At 38.5% G+C, this 15,537-nt stretch carries 9 protein-coding genes and 1 other annotated feature; of the genes, 8 read left to right on the forward strand and 1 reads right to left on the reverse strand.

The window, feature by feature from the left end; translation table 11 throughout:
* Nucleotides 1–10: 10 nt before the first annotated feature.
* The 8 genes from MKZ30_RS04640 to pheT all read left to right on the forward strand — a co-directional run bounded on the left by MKZ30_RS04640 (nt 11) and on the right by pheT (nt 14,663).
* Nucleotides 11–1,483 carry a LutB/LldF family L-lactate oxidation iron-sulfur protein gene (locus tag MKZ30_RS04640; protein ID WP_002419849.1) on the forward strand — a complete coding sequence of 491 codons (1,473 nt, stop codon included), beginning with the start codon at nt 11–13 and terminating at the stop codon, nt 1,481–1,483.
* Nucleotides 1,476–2,195 carry a LutC/YkgG family protein gene (locus tag MKZ30_RS04645; RefSeq protein WP_033600796.1) on the forward strand — a complete coding sequence of 240 codons (720 nt, stop codon included), beginning with the start codon at nt 1,476–1,478 and terminating at the stop codon, nt 2,193–2,195. Before MKZ30_RS04640 ends, MKZ30_RS04645 begins: the two co-directional genes overlap by 8 nt.
* Nucleotides 2,196–2,415: 220 nt before the next feature.
* On the forward strand, nt 2,416–2,964 hold the full coding sequence (gene lepB, locus MKZ30_RS04650) for a signal peptidase I (protein ID WP_025191108.1): 549 nt from the start codon (nt 2,416–2,418) through the stop codon (nt 2,962–2,964).
* Between the two features lie 110 nt (nt 2,965–3,074).
* Nucleotides 3,075–6,665: a PD-(D/E)XK nuclease family protein gene (locus MKZ30_RS04655; RefSeq protein WP_033600795.1), complete on the forward strand. Its 3,591-nt coding sequence runs from the start codon at nt 3,075–3,077 to the stop codon at nt 6,663–6,665.
* A complete protein-coding gene (gene addA, locus MKZ30_RS04660; RefSeq protein ID WP_033600793.1) occupies nt 6,658–10,452 on the forward strand; it encodes a helicase-exonuclease AddAB subunit AddA in 3,795 nt (1,264 codons plus the stop codon). Before MKZ30_RS04655 ends, addA begins: the two co-directional genes overlap by 8 nt.
* A 69-nt stretch (nt 10,453–10,521) precedes the next feature.
* Complete coding sequence (locus tag MKZ30_RS04665; protein WP_002358035.1) at nt 10,522–10,866, forward strand: winged helix-turn-helix transcriptional regulator; 345 nt, start codon at nt 10,522–10,524, stop codon at nt 10,864–10,866.
* 43 nt (nt 10,867–10,909) lie between these two features.
* Nucleotides 10,910–11,128, forward strand: a binding site (T-box leader).
* Between the two features lie 57 nt (nt 11,129–11,185).
* A complete protein-coding gene (gene pheS, locus MKZ30_RS04670) occupies nt 11,186–12,232 on the forward strand; it encodes a phenylalanine--tRNA ligase subunit alpha (RefSeq protein ID WP_002358034.1) in 1,047 nt (348 codons plus the stop codon).
* Nucleotides 12,233–12,239: 7 nt separating this feature from the next.
* A complete protein-coding gene (gene pheT / locus MKZ30_RS04675; protein ID WP_002366454.1) occupies nt 12,240–14,663 on the forward strand; it encodes a phenylalanine--tRNA ligase subunit beta in 2,424 nt (807 codons plus the stop codon).
* Between the two features lie 197 nt (nt 14,664–14,860).
* On the opposite strand, the gene MKZ30_RS04680 is transcribed toward pheT, so the two are convergent.
* Nucleotides 14,861–15,526: an amino acid ABC transporter permease gene (locus MKZ30_RS04680; RefSeq protein ID WP_002382114.1), complete on the reverse strand. Its 666-nt coding sequence runs from the start codon at nt 15,524–15,526 to the stop codon at nt 14,861–14,863.
* Nucleotides 15,527–15,537 lie beyond the last annotated feature (11 nt).

The raw sequence follows: 15,537 nt of genomic DNA on the forward strand, positions 1-15,537 counted from the left end.
GGGAAGAACTGTGGGATTATCAACGAGCAATAAGCCGTTAAGTGAACGAATTGAAGAAAGTAAAAAAGATGTGTTTATGCAAAAGGCTGTCGCCAAAGCACAAGATGCCCAATGGGAGAAACGAGAAGGTGCGCGGGAAGCTTTAGGCAATTGGCCACAATGGCGTGAACTGGGAGAACAAATTCGCCAACATACAATTAAGTATCTGCCTGACTATTTAGAAGAGTTCAGTGATAACGTTACCAAACGAGGTGGCAAAGTCTTTTTTGCTCAAACCGCCGAAGAGGCCAATGAATATGTGAAACAAGTGGTTCTAGAAAAAAAGGCGAAAAAAATTGTGAAATCTAAATCAATGGTGACGACCGAAGTCGATATAGATCCAATGTTATTGGGATTAGACGATGTTAGTGTGATGGAAACAGACTTGGCGGAATTCATTTTACAAATGGATGACTGGGATGAACCGTCACATATTGTTTTCCCAAGTATTCATAAAAATCGCGAACAGATTCGTCAGGTTTTTGCGAAAAAATTAGGATATCAAGGGGATAATGACCCGGTAAATTTGGCACGCTGTGCACGAGAAGTGATGCGCAAATTCTTTTTGGAAGCGGAGATTGGCATTACAGGTTGTAATTTCGCTATTGCGGATAGCGGCTTAATTAACTTAAATACAAATGAAGGAAATGCTGATCTGACCATCAGTATTCCTAAGACACAAATCGTGTTAATGGGAATGGAAAGAATCGTACCAACAATGCGTGAAGCAGAGGTTTTAGATAACCTTTTAGCCAGAAGTGCCGTTGGTCAAAATTTAACAACGTATGTGACGTTTGCCGGGCAAAAAAATGCGGATGAATCCGATGGTCCAGAAGAATTTCACGTGGTCATTTTGGATAACGGGCGTTCAAAAGCGTTAGGAACAGCCTTTCAGCCAGTCTTACAGTGTATTCGTTGTGGGTCTTGTCTGAACGTTTGTCCGGTCTATCGCCATATTGGTGGGCACGGTTATGGCTCTATTTATCCAGGCCCAATTGGTGCTGTGCTTTCTCCAATTTTGGGTGGATATAAACAGTTTGGGGAATTGCCTTATGCGTCTAGTCTTTGTGGGGCATGTACGGAAACGTGTCCTGTGAAAATTCCATTGCACGAATTATTAATTGAACATCGTAAAGTGATGACCGATGATCTGAAAATGAAACATGGATTTGAAGATTTCCAAATGCGTATGGTAGGCAAAGCCACTGGTTCACCAGCAATGTTTAAAGCAGCCATGAAAGTCGATCATGCTGCAGCGGGCATTTTAAGTAAACAAAAAGAAATTACTGTTGAAAACATGTACAATCATGGGGGCTACCTTGATAAAGGACCAGGGTTAGTAAAAGGTTGGACCGATGTTCGTGATTTGCCAAGACCACCAAAATCTTCAGAAAACTTCAGAAGTTGGTTCAAAAAACATCAAGAAGGTGAAAAAAATGACTAATGAAGCGATTCAAAATCGAGAACCTTTTTTACAAAATCTACGAGAAAAATTAGGCGTAGAAAAACAGTCTGTTTCAGCTCATCCATTTGAGCCAGTTAATCATTTACCAGAAGAACAGTTGGCAGATAAAACACCAGCAGAGCTATTAACGATTGTGAAAGAACGTGTGGAAACGATTCACACGAACTTAGTGGAAACTACACAAGAAAATTTACTGACGACGATTCAGCAAATTGTTGCTGAGTTCGGTGGAGGCAATCTTTTATTGCCAACAGATGCACGTTTTGAAGCTTATGGATTAGCTGATTTAGCTAAGTCATTAGAGGCTGTTTCTGTTAAGCAATGGCAACCTGGAAGTGAGCAACGAGAAGCGAATATTCAAACAGCTGCTCAGGCAAATATCGCGATTGTCTTTGCTGAGTTTTTACTAGCTGAATCAGGAACGATTGTGGTGGAGTCCAATGTGGGGCAAGGCAGAGCTTTACACTTTTTACCGAAGCATTACATTTCAATTATACCGTTTAGCAAACTCGTTCCACGTTCGACTCAGCCAGCAGCTTTTTATACAGAAAAAATAGAAAAAGGCGAAAAAATCGGCTCAGCGATTCACTTTATTTCAGGGCCTTCTAATTCAGGAGATATTGAAATGCAACTGGTTGTCGGGTTGCATGGTCCTTTAGAAGTTTGTTACGTGGTTGTGATGGATCGCTAAAACGCTAGAAGCATAATCAATTCAGCCCTTTTTAGAATTGATTATGCTTTTTTTATGAGCAGGATCAAAAAAGTAAGAATCAAATTTGAAAGAAATACGTTTTTTTTCTGACCATTTTGTAAAAAAAGCGTACATAAAAATTAATTGGGTGTTAAGCACTATAGGATTGATTTACTTTGTGGTAGAATATGAGACATAAGATAATAAGGTTTTTGGAGGAATGAGTTTGAAATCAAAAGAATTAATTAAAACAGTAGTCTTTTTTGCCTGTTTAGCTTTGGGTCTATTTTTACTGAGACAATTTGTATTTACGCCTGTCGTAGTGAGAGGTCATTCAATGGATCCAACGTTAGCAGATGGTGAACGGGTAATTACGTTAAAAAACACAGAAATTAATCGTTTCGATATTATTACTTTCCCAGCGCCAGATGAACCAGATAAAAATTATATTAAACGTGTGATTGGGTTACCTGGAGATACAATTGCGTACAAGAATGATACGTTGTACATCAATGGAAAAGAAGTTGACGAACCCTATTTAGATGAATTTAAAAAAGCCTTAACAGATGGTCAACCTTTGACAGGCGATTTTTCATTAAAAGAAAAAGTACCAGCAGATAGCTACTTTGTTTTAGGTGATAATCGACGGAATTCAAAAGACGGTCGTGTCATTGGTTTTATTCATAAAAAAGATATTTTGGGTGAAGTGAAATTTGTGATGTGGCCATTCTCACGGTTTGGTCCAATACCAGAAGTGTCAAAACAATAAAAGAGACAATGAGTAAAAGAGAAGGACGGAAATGTGTAAAAACAAACACATGTTTCCGTCCTTCTTTTGTGGTAAAATAAAGGCAGTGCAAAGGAAAAGGATGTGAAACCATGAGTGTGCAGTTTATTAGAGGAACCGCTGTGGCAGATTTAGAAGCGCCACTTATACAGGCGACAAAACAATGGCTAGAGGAAGACGCACAGCATGAAGTATTCTATTTAGTCCCGAACCATATTAAGTTTGAGCAAGAAATTCAAGTCTTGCAAAAGTTACGTCAATTACAGACAACTACGTCTGATTCAATAACCAGTACCCGTCTGCAGGTTTTTAGTTTTTATCGTTTGGCTTGGTACTATTTACAACATACACCTTTTTACTCGGCAGATGTTTTATCTGACGCAGGTGCTGCGATGATTTTTCGCAAAATTTTAGTAGAAGCAGAAGAAGAGTTACAAATTTTTAGAGGTGAAATTAACAAGCCTGGCTTTATTCAGCAACTATTTCAGCTTTATCAAGAAATGCGCGAAGGCAATATTGAGATTGCGGAGCTTTATCCATTTTTAGAAAAACAAACGGAGAACCCTGAAGGACAAGATTTACAACTTAAGTTTCAAGATTTAACGTTAATTTTTACGCGATTCCAATTACAAATGAGTCAGTATGGCTATGAATCAGCGGAGATTATTCAACATTTAAGCGAGTATTTACAAACGGTTGATTTGTCGAATGTTCAATTCGTTATTTCAGGCTATCAGCAGTTTACTGCCAGAGAATTAAAGTTGATTGAAGTGCTAATGACGCAAGCAGGTTCTGTGAAAGTAGCCCTTTTATTGGACAAACAATATCCGCATGACTTACCTGATCCGCGGTCGTTATTTTATGAAGCGGGACAAACCTATCATCAGCTTTATCAACTAGCAAGGCAGAAGCAAATCCCGATTCTTTCAGATTATGTGGAAAAGAAAGAGGTATTAATTACAAATCCAGACTTGCAAGGATTAAACGATTATTGGATTCAATCACAAGAACACCTGCCTCCATTAAGCACATCTGACTGGAGTGGCGATGGCTTATTTCTGTGGCGTGCTGAAAACGTTAAAGAAGAATTAACACATGTTGCAACCGAAATTCGCCGTTTAGTAGTGGAAGAAGGGTATCGGTACAAAGAAATTCAGGTGTTGACTCGTGATTTAGATTGTTATGAAAATTTATTAGAACCGATTTTTGCGGAACACGAGATTCCTGTTTATGTCGACCGAGATATGGCTATGGATCGGCATCCTTTAGTCGAATGGATTGAATCTTTATTTGCTATTCATTCGTACAATTATCGTTATCGCGATGTGCTCCGTTTTTTGAGAACGGAATTATTTATGCCAATGAATCAACTCGCTACTTCTGAAGAAAGCTTGACTGATTGGTTAAACCAACGGAACGCTTGGCGCAGAAAAGTTGATATTACCGAAAATGTAGTCCTGGCATACGGCTATGAAGGTTATTATTGGTCGCAAGAAAAAGATTGGGAATTTATTCGGTATGATTTTGAAGCGGAAGAGCAAGAAGATGTCGCTACGATGGAAGAAGAGTCAAATGCGATTCGTCAATCGCTTCAACGGCTGCTACCTAGTTACTTTCAAGCAATGATAAGTGCCAAAACTGGTTTGGAAGCAGCGACCGTCTTCTATCACTTTTTACTGCAAAGTGGTGTGGCAACACAATTAAAAATGTGGCGCTTACAAGCTATCGAAGCCGGTCAATTAGAAACAGCTCGTAACCATGAACAGACTTGGGATGCATTGATGTCGTTACTAGATGAATACGTCACTGTTTACGGAGAAAGTTCGTTTGATTTTACAACGTTTCAAGAAATATTTGTTAGTGGCTTGGAAGGTTTGCACTATAGTAAAGTGCCGACAGCGATTGACCAAGTACAAGTTCGCGCAATGGATTTAACTCGACCTGGCGCTGCCAAGGTTACTTTTGCTATTGGGATGACGGAAGAAATTTTTCCACAAAAGATTGAAAATAAAACACTATTGTCTGATGAAGAACGGCAGACAATCAATGATACGTTAACGGAAAACCAATATTTACGTGGGACAACCGGACGCAAAATTGCGCAAGAACCGTTTGTTGCGTATCTCGTCTTTTCTTCAGCGCGAGAACGGTTATATTTAACCTATCCAAGTGTTAAAGACACCGCTCAAGAAGTCAAACCGTCTCCTTATTTTAAAAATATCCAAAAAGATTTAAACTTGCCCGTTTTTGAAAAAAATGAAACAACCATTTTCGATGATGAAACGACCAGTTTAGCCCATATTAGTACGTATCGGACGTTAATCGGTGAATTAACGCGTTTGAAAAGACAACGGAAAGAAACACAAGAAGGATTGTTGCCTTTCTGGTTAAATATGGAAAAAGCGCTAATGAACCAATCAATTGCGCCGCTAGCCAAGCAAGTTTTCGAAAGTTTAACGCATCAAAATATTCCTGAAAAGATTGATGAGGTCTTAGCAGAACCTTTATATGGTAAAGATATTTATACATCCGTTTCTCGGATGGAGAGTTTTTATCGGTGTCAATATCAATACTTTTCTCGCTATGGCTTACGGTTGAAAGAAAGAGATGTCTTTGGGCTTTCGCCAGCAGCTACAGGGGAATTTTTCCATGAAGCATTGGATCAGTTTTTTAAATTATTGATTATGAATCAACGGAACTTATCTGAGCTAACCGATCAGGAAGTCAATTTATTGGCGGAGGAAGTACTAAATAGCATCTTAGGTGATGCGCGTTTTTCTGTATTAACGACCTCTAGTCGCATGAACTATATTCGCTATCAATTGAGTCAAACAATTAAAAAAGTCAGTTGGGCGCTGAAACGCCAAAGCCAACGAAGTGGCATGACGACTGTTCAAACGGAAGTGTTATTTGGCCAAATTGCCGCTAAAAAAGGAATTTCTGGTTTGGAATTACCATTAAAAAATCAAGGGAAGATTCATGTTCGGGGAAAAATCGACCGGATTGATCAATTGGTTACCCCCGAATCAACCTATTTAGGTGTGATTGATTATAAATCGAGTCACCGTAAATTTAATATGACAGAAGCGTATTACGGCTTAGCCATGCAAATGCTGACGTACTTGGATGTGGCTTTAATGGATGCTGTGCAATTAGTTGGTCAAGAAGCTAAACCTGCTGGCTCACTTTATCTGCATGTACACAATCCTACGTTATCTTATGAAGGCAAAGACGACATTGAACAACAAATGCTTAAAAAATATCAGTTTGATGGTCTTTTGATGAAAGACCCAGATTTATTGGATCATTTAGATACGAGTCTGCAAGCCAAACAAAGTTCGTTGCTGTTTCCAATTGAAGAATCCGCCAAAGAACAAATTAAACCTGGTCGTCGCCAAGAAGATAAATTTGTGACAGAACCAGAATTAGGCGCGTTGCTTTCCCATAACCGAAATAAATTTATTGAAGCGGGGAACCAAATTATTGGCGGCGAAGTTCAACTTAATCCCGCTTATCAAGGCAAGGAACGGATTGCTTGTCGCTATTGTCCGTTTCGAAGTGTCTGTGATTTTGATGTGATGTTAAAAGAAAATAATTATCATCGTATTGAGAATTTATCCAAAGAGGAAATTATGGCGCGCTTGTTAAACAAAGATGAGGAAGGAGCAACCGAAGATGAGTAAAACAATTCCACTACGTCCAGCCAATGAGCAATTCACCGACAGTCAATGGCAAGCGGTGTTTGATGGCGATGAAAATATCTTAGTTTCTGCTTCGGCTGGCTCAGGAAAAACCACTGTTTTAGTCCGCCGTGTCATTGAAAAAGTCAAAAGCGGCGTCGATATCGATCGTCTCTTGATTGTGACGTACACTGAAGCCGCCGCCCGTGAGATGAAAGAACGGATCCAAGTGGCTTTACAAAAGGCAATGAATGAAGAACAAGATCCAGAAAGAAGACGGCATTTTTCTCGTCAAATTGCTCTTTTGCCAACAGCCAATATCAGCACGTTACATGCCTTTTGTTTAACTGTTATTCGTCGTTTTTATTATTTAATTGACATAGATCCAGTTTTTCGGATGTTAACAGATGAAACAGAAACATTGTTATTAAAAGAAGATGTTTGGGATGCATTACGTGAACAATTTTTTGCGGAAAATCAAGAAGCGTTTTACCAATTAACAGCGAATTTTTCCAATGACCGTAGTGATGACGGACTCACTAACTTAATTTTTTCTTTTTATGAATTTGCCAAAGCCAATCCTGATCCAGAGGCGTGGATTAATGGCTTAACACAAGCCTACGAAGTAGGGGATCAGCTAGGCGAATCAACGTTATTTCAGACGTATTTAAAACCGCTAGCCGTTGAGACGTTACAACGAACTCTTCAGCGTTACGAAGAAATGGTGACCTTAACAGAGGGCGAAGAGAAACTTCAAAAGATTTGGTATTTAGCTCAAAATGAAAAGGAACAAACAAAACAATTTTTACAATTTTTAGAGAGAAATGATTTAGAGAGCGCCTATAATTTGACTGAATTGTTGAGCTTTGACCGCTACCCAACGGTTCGTGCCGAAGAGTTGAAACTAACCGCGGAACAAGCCAAACAGTTGCGAGAACAAAATAAAAAAGCGTTAAATGATTTGAAAAAGCAACTGTTTACACTTTCTCCAGATGCCATGAAACAAGTCTTGAAAGAGGCCACGCCCATTGTTCAAGAAATGGCTCACGTGGGGAAACAATTTATGGAGGCCTATGGCGCAGAAAAACGGCTTAAAAATTTAGTGGATTTTAACGATTTAGAACATTATACGTTAGCTATTTTAGCGAAAAATCAGGCAGATGGCTGGCAAGCATCAGAAGCCTCTCTTTACTATCGCGAAAAATTTGATGAAGTGTTAGTCGATGAATACCAAGATATCAATCAATTACAAGAATCTATTTTGTATTGGTTGCGCCGTCCGCTTAGCACAGAAGGAAACCTTTTTATGGTAGGAGATGTGAAACAGTCTATTTATTCTTTCCGCTTGGCAGATCCTACATTGTTTATTGAAAAATACAATCAGTATGGGCAAGGCAAAGAGGGCAAACGAATTATTCTAGCTGAAAATTTTCGTTCCCGCAAAGACGTTTTAGACTTTACGAATTTAGTATTTAGTCAATTAATGGATGAGCGAGTGGGCCAAATTGCTTACGATGAGTCAGCCGCTTTGGTTCATGGTTTTGATCAATTTTCGGAGGCGGCTGATTATTCAACCGAATTGCTAATTTATGAAAAAAAAGCAACAGAATCAGTTGAATTTCCAGAATTACAATCCCCTGAGTTGTTGATTGAAGATAAGACAGAAGGGGAACTTTACGTTACTGCTTTGAAAATTCGTGAATTAATTGACCAAAATTTCTTAATTTATGATAAAAAGCTGAAAACGGATCGACCGATTACTTATCAAGATATTGTCTTATTAACGCCTACAAAGAAAAATAATTTAACTATTTTAGATGTTTTTAAATCATTAGAAATTCCAGTTCAAGTCAATGATGCTCAAAATTATTTCCAAGCAACGGAAATTCGTACAATGATTGCCTTGCTTCAATTGATTGATAATCCCTATCAAGACATTCCTTTGGCAGCTGTGTTACGTTCACCAATTGTTGGATTAAAAGAAAACGAATTAGTGCTTATTCGTTTGGCTAATAAGGAAACCAGTTACTACGAAGCATTTTTAACGTTTAATCAAAAGATGGAACCAACCATGGAGGAAGCAGTTGTTCAGGAAAAAACTATACGTTTTGCTGAATCATTAGAAAAATGGCGGGAACAGGCTCGACGCAACCAGATTAGCACCTTGCTGTGGACGATTTATCGGGAAACGGCCTACCTTGATTATGTTGGCGGGTTGCCTGTTGGCAAACAACGCCAAGCCAATTTATATGCGTTGGTGGATCGGGCCGCGGCGTATGAAAAAACAACCTTCCGCGGATTATTTCAATTTGTTCGCTTCATCGAAAAAATGCAAGAAAAAGACAAAGATTTAGCAGAACCAGTCGTTTTAAGTGAAGAGAATGCCGTACGCGTCATGACGATTCACGCTAGTAAAGGGTTAGAATTTCCGGTGGTATTCGTTTTAGATATGACCAAAGAATTTAATGTCAGTGATTTGAATGAACGCTATATCTTTGAAGAAAATTTAGGGGTAGGCATTCGTTATTTACAACCTGAAGAACGAGTTATGTACGATACTTTACCATTTTTGGCGATTAAACAAGTACGATTGAGAAAATTACTATCCGAAGAAATGCGGAAGTTATATGTGGCGTTGACACGTGCAGAACAGAAACTTTTTCTGGTGGGCTCCTATAAAGACCAAGCGGCGATGTGGAAAGAGTGGCTGAAAGTTGGCGATGTAGAAACACTAGTGCTACCAGCTGAAAATCGCTTGCAAAGTAAAAGTAGTTTAATGAATTGGGTTGGGATGACATTGGTACGCCATCAAAAAGCCGCTGAATATCAGCAAGAAGTAGTAGTAAGTAACGTTCCGCAAGTTAAAAAGCACCCAGCTAACTTTCATATTCAGTGGTTCAACGAAGAACAACTACGAGCAGCCATTCAGCAATTACAATTGCCAGAAAGACAAGCAGAGGATTTAGCCGAAAAAGCGCAATTATCTGCTGACAAAATCAATCGTGGCCTTGCACGGTTAAGTTTCAACTATCCGTTTGAAGTGGCTACTCGGACCACCAGTTATCAGTCTGTTTCTGAAATCAAGCGAGTATTTGATGACCCCGATAACAAAGAAATTGGTAAAATTGAGGTTCGGGAAGACAATACTATTCAAGCGCAACCGTTGATTGTCAATCGAATGATTGAAGGAGATTTAAGTAAGCCTAAATTTTTAGATACGGTTCAAGCGCCCTCAGCAGCTGAAATTGGGACAGCAACTCATTATTTATTACAACTAATTGATTTAAGTACACAACCTTCTTATGAAGAAGTGCGAGCTGTTCAAGAACGTTTAGTGGAAAATAAATTGATTTTACCAGCAATTGCTGAAAAAATGAATCTGGAACAAATCGTAGCCTTCTTTGACACCGCCTTAGGAAAACAATTGATTCAACACCATCAAACCGTTAGAAGGGAACAACCTTTTTCTATGCTGATTGAAGCAGAAGAGCTCATTCAAAATTATCCAGAAACGACACAAGATGATTTATTAATTCATGGGATTATTGATGGCTATATCGAATTAGACAATCAATGCATTTTGTATGACTATAAAACCGATCATGTAAAAGGCACCTCTCCCCAAGCAATTTCTGAAATTGTCGAACGGTATCGCGGACAGATGAATCTTTATCGTAGAGCGCTACAAGAGGCAACGCATAAAGAGGTGGCGCACGTCTATTTAATTTTATTAAATGGAGGAGTAATTATTGACATGCAGACAGGAAATGTTGTAGATTTTATAAAGTAGAAAAAATTAGAAGCAGAAACACTTACATTTTGTAAGGAATGTGCTATACTCATTGAAGAGGTGAGGAAGATGGAAAAAGTAAAAACAGAATCGTTTGTACTTTGTCCCAAATTTGAAAAATCATTTTCAATACTTGGTAAAAAATGGAATGGTTTAATTATTGATGTTTTATTAGAACGAGGTCCTCAACGTTTTGGCGAATTAAAAGAAAAAATTCCAATGTTAAGTGATCGTGTCTTAGTAGAGCGATTGAAGGAACTAGAAGCTGAAGGAATTATCACCAAAGCTGTTCGTTGCGGTGAAGGAAATCGCTTAGAATATTTCCTAACCGAAAAAGGCGAAGACTTGCAATTAGCAATGGAACAAATTCAACATTGGGCAGAAAAATGGGTAAAAGACGAAGAATGCAGTTGACCGCAAGCAAAACTTCTTGTAAACTAAACGTAATTAAATAATTAAAAAAACAGTGATGGAAACAAGTAGTTTGAATTGACGTGTTTTAGGGAGAGTCAGCCAGAGACTGGAAGCTGATTTACACAGTCACCAAGCGAAATTCACTTCCTGAGTTTGTTTGTTTTCAAGAAGAAAGCAAACCGGTAATTGCCGTTAAATGAAATGAGTGCATGACAACAATTTGTTATGAATTAGGATGGTAACACGATAGCTCGTTCCTTTGAAAGGAATGGGTTATCGTTTTTTTTTAGTTTAAATAAAAGATAGAGGGGAACGCATAATGACATTACAAGCGCAATTAGAAGCTCTTAGAGACAATACGCTCAAAGAAATCGCACAAGTTGCTACTTTAAAAGAATTAAACCAAATTCGCGTAGAAACATTAGGGAAAAAAGGGCCAATCACCGAAGTACTAAGAGGCATGAAAAACCTTTCACCAGAAGAACGACCAGTGGTGGGGGGCTTTGCAAATGAAATTCGTGATTTATTAACCGAAGCAATTGAAGCGCGCAAAGTTGTTTTAGAAAACGAAGCGTTAAATGCGGCACTAAAAGAAGAAAGTTTAGATGTAACTTTACCTGGAAAACAAATGCCTCAAGGTACACGTCATATTTTGACACAAGTTATGGAAGAGATTGAAGATATTTTCTTAGGCATGGGTTATCAAGTAGTGGAAGGATACGAAGTAGAATCGGATCACTATAATTTCGAACGCATGAATCTACCAAAAGATCATCCGGCACGCGACATGCAAGATACGTTTTATATTTCAGATGAGATGTTAATTCGTACGCATACTTCACCAGTTCAAGCTCGAACAATGGAAAAACACGATTTTTCAAAAGGTGCATTACGAATGATTTCTCCTGGGAAAGTATTCCGTCGTGATACAGATGATGCGACACATAGTCACCAATTCCATCAGATTGAAGGCCTTGTTGTCGATAAAAATGTCACAATGGGTGATTTAAAAGGGACGTTAGAAGTCATGATGAAAAAAATGTTTGGTGAAGATCGTAAAATTCGTTTACGTCCTAGCTATTTCCCTTTTACAGAACCTTCAGTCGAAGTAGATGTTAGCTGTTTTAAATGTGGCGGCGCAGGTTGTAACGTCTGCAAACATACAGGTTGGATTGAAATTTTAGGTGCGGGGATGGTTCATCCAGATGTGTTACAAATGTCAGGGATTGATCCAACAGAGTACTCAGGCTTTGCCTTTGGCTTAGGACCAGATCGCGTTGCTATGTTACGTTATGGTGTAAATGATATCCGTAATTTTTATCAAAATGATTTACGTTTCTTAAATCAATTCAAGGTAAAGGAGTAGTTGAAAAATGTTAGTTTCTTATAAATGGTTAAATGAATATGTTAATCTTTCAAACGTTACTCCGCAAGAATTAGCGGACAAAATGTCTGTGACAGGTATCGAGGTTGAGGGCGTTGCTGTACCTGAAGAAGGCTTAAAGAAAATTGTTGTCGGTGAAGTAAAAGAATGTGTTCCTCACCCAAACTCTGACCACTTATCAATTTGCCAAGTAGACATCGGTGAAGAAGAATTGTCACAAATTGTTTGTGGAGCACCAAATGTAAAAGCAGGAATTAAAGTCATCGTAGCGTTACCTGGTTCAAGAATTGCAGGAAATCAAAAAATTAAAAAAGGTAAAATGCGTGGCGAAGTTTCTAACGGAATGATTTGTTCGTTAGAAGAGCTAGGATATTCAGATAATGTCGTACCAAAAGCCTACGCTGAAGGAATTTATTATTTACCTCAAGAAGCAGTGAATGGGACACCTGTTTTCCCTTATTTAGACATGGATGATGCGATTATTGAATTATCAATTACACCAAACCGTGCAGATGCACTAAGTATGAGAGGGGTAGCCTATGAAGTTGGCGCAATTTATCGTCAAACGCCTCAGTTTAATGATCCCGAACTCAAAGAAGATGCTTCAGATAACGTGGAAAATTACGTAACAGTAACTGTTGAAGATTCACAAGATGCGCCAGCGTATCAAATTCGTGTTATTAAAGATGTGACGATTGCAGAAAGTCCTCAGTGGTTGCAAAATCGATTGATGAATGAAGGAATCCGTCCGATTAACAATGTGGTCGACGTGACAAATTATATTTTATTATTATTTGGTCAACCGTTGCATGCATTTGACTACCAAAAATTAGATAGCAAAGAAATCTTGGTTCGTCGAGCAACAGCAGCAGAAGAACTAATTACATTAGATGGTGAAACACGTCAATTAACAGAAGAAAATATCGTCATTACGAATGGAAAAACGCCTGTCGGCTTAGCCGGTGTAATGGGTGGGGCTAATTCTGAAATCAGTCAAGAAACAACAACTGTGGCTTTAGAAGCGGCATTGTTCAATCCATTGTCTATTCGCAAAACGTCTAAACAATTCAATTTACGGAGTGAATCTTCAAGTAGATTTGAAAAAGGCATCAACCAAGCGACAGTTGGGCTAGCTTGTGATGTGGCAGCCGCGATGATTGCAGAGTTAGCCAACGGAACAGTGGTCTCAGGCACTGCAGTTGGTTCTGAAGTGGCCGTTAAAGAAGCACAGGTAGCTGTGACTTTAGAACGAATCAACCAATATTTAGGCACTGCATTAGATGAAGCAACGGTGAATGAAATTTTTGAAGCACTCGGTTTTGCTTATGAAGTAAATCAAGGCGCCTATGAAATTACGATTCCACCAAGACGTTGGGATATTGCGATTGAAGCAGATATTATTGAAGAAGTGGCGCGCATTTATGGATATGATCATTTACCTTCAACATTGCCAAGTGGAGAAACAGTTGCTGGAAGTCTAACCAAAGCACAACATGTTACGCGCCAATTAAAGAGCTTACTGGAAGGTCATGGTACGAGTGAAGCCATCAGCTATGCGTTGACAACAGAAGAAAAATCCCGTCAATTTATGATGAAAGAAAGTCAAACAACACGTTTGCAATGGCCAATGAGTGAAGAGCGTTCTGTGTTACGTATGAACTTAATTTCTGGTTTATTAGATGATGTCGCATACAATGTGGCACGTAAAAATAATAATATCGCCTTCTACGAAGTAGGACGCGTTTTCTACCAAACAGAAGATCCAACAAAAAATTTACCTACAGAAGAAAATCACTTAGCACTTGCTTTAACTGGTAATACAATGGTTAAAGATTGGCAAACAAAAGCAACAGCCGTTGATTTTTATACAGTAAAAGGCTTAGTGGAAAGTATTGTAGCTGTTTTAGGATTAACAGAAAAAATCAGCTACCAAGCGACAACGGCGATTCCAGAAATGCATCCAGGCCGGACAGCATGGATTTATTTAGAAGATGAAGTGGTTGGTTTTGTCGGACAAGTTCACCCAACGACAGCAAAAGCGTACGATATTCCTGAAACATATGTTGCTGAATTAAACTTGCAACAATTAGTAGCCACAGAAGCAGGCGGGGTTACTTATGAAGCAGTTTCTAAATTCCCAGCAGTTTCTCGAGACATTGCTTTATTAGTCGATGAAACAGTTACCAATCAAGAACTAGTTAAAACTATTTCAGATAACGCAGGTAAATATTTGAAAGAGATTCATTTATTTGATGTATATCAAGGTGAAAAACTAGGCGCTGGCAAAAAATCGATGGCGTATAGTTTAACTTTCGTTAATGCAGAAGCGACATTAGTGGATGAAGAAATTAACCGTTCAATGGAAAAAGTTGAAAAAGCGCTAATTGAAAAACATCAAGTAGAAGTAAGATAAAATAAAAACAGGAAAGTGGGGCATAAGTCGAAATGACTTATGCCCCACTTTCTAAATCTTAAGATAATCAGCTGAACAAAAGCAACTCCTTCGGAAATAAGCCGAAATTCTCCAAAAATTAAAGAACAATTTTCGGAAATTCCTTCTTATTTCTTGGAGCTAAACACTTTTGTCTCAGCCTCCTGTTTTTAACTACATTAATAACTTTTCGCCCAATTTCGTGATAGCCAACGTGAAAATTGTGAGATACTAAAGTTAATAATGAAATAAATTAGGGCGACGATTCCGTAAATAGTGAATACTTGTCCTGTTTGTGCGTAGCGCCCCATTAAGATATAAGATTTGCCAAAGAGTTCTTGTAAAGCAATTACGGAATACAAGAAACTTGTATCCTTGATGACAGTAACAAACTGAGAAACGATCGCTGGTAAAACATTGCGAATGGCTTGAGGCAAAACAATATGATAAAGAATTTGCCAATTTGAAAACCCTTGAGAACGTGCCGCTTCAATTTGTCCTTTATCAACACCATTTAAACCACCACGAATAATTTCCGCTAAAGCAGCGGTGGTAAACACAGTAAAACTCACAATTCCAGCAGGTGTGGATTTGATTTTGAAAATCAAAAAAATAACATAAATCCACAATAAGTTTGGAATATTACGCACCACTTCTACATAAATACTGGCAAGTAACTTCAGTGGTCCATGGGTTTGATTTCGCAAAACGGCTAGAATGGTGCCAAAAATCGTACTCAAAATAATTGAGACGAAGGAAATATAGAGCGTCAATTTTAAGCCGTTAAATAGAAATTGAAAATTATTTGCTGTCAGTAATTGACGCATTTCTTCTGAAAAAGGCATCTGTTTTCCTC

It is taken from the genome of Enterococcus sp. LX10, from assembly GCF_023539285.1.
GTDB classification, from domain to species: domain Bacteria; phylum Bacillota; class Bacilli; order Lactobacillales; family Enterococcaceae; genus Enterococcus; species Enterococcus faecalis.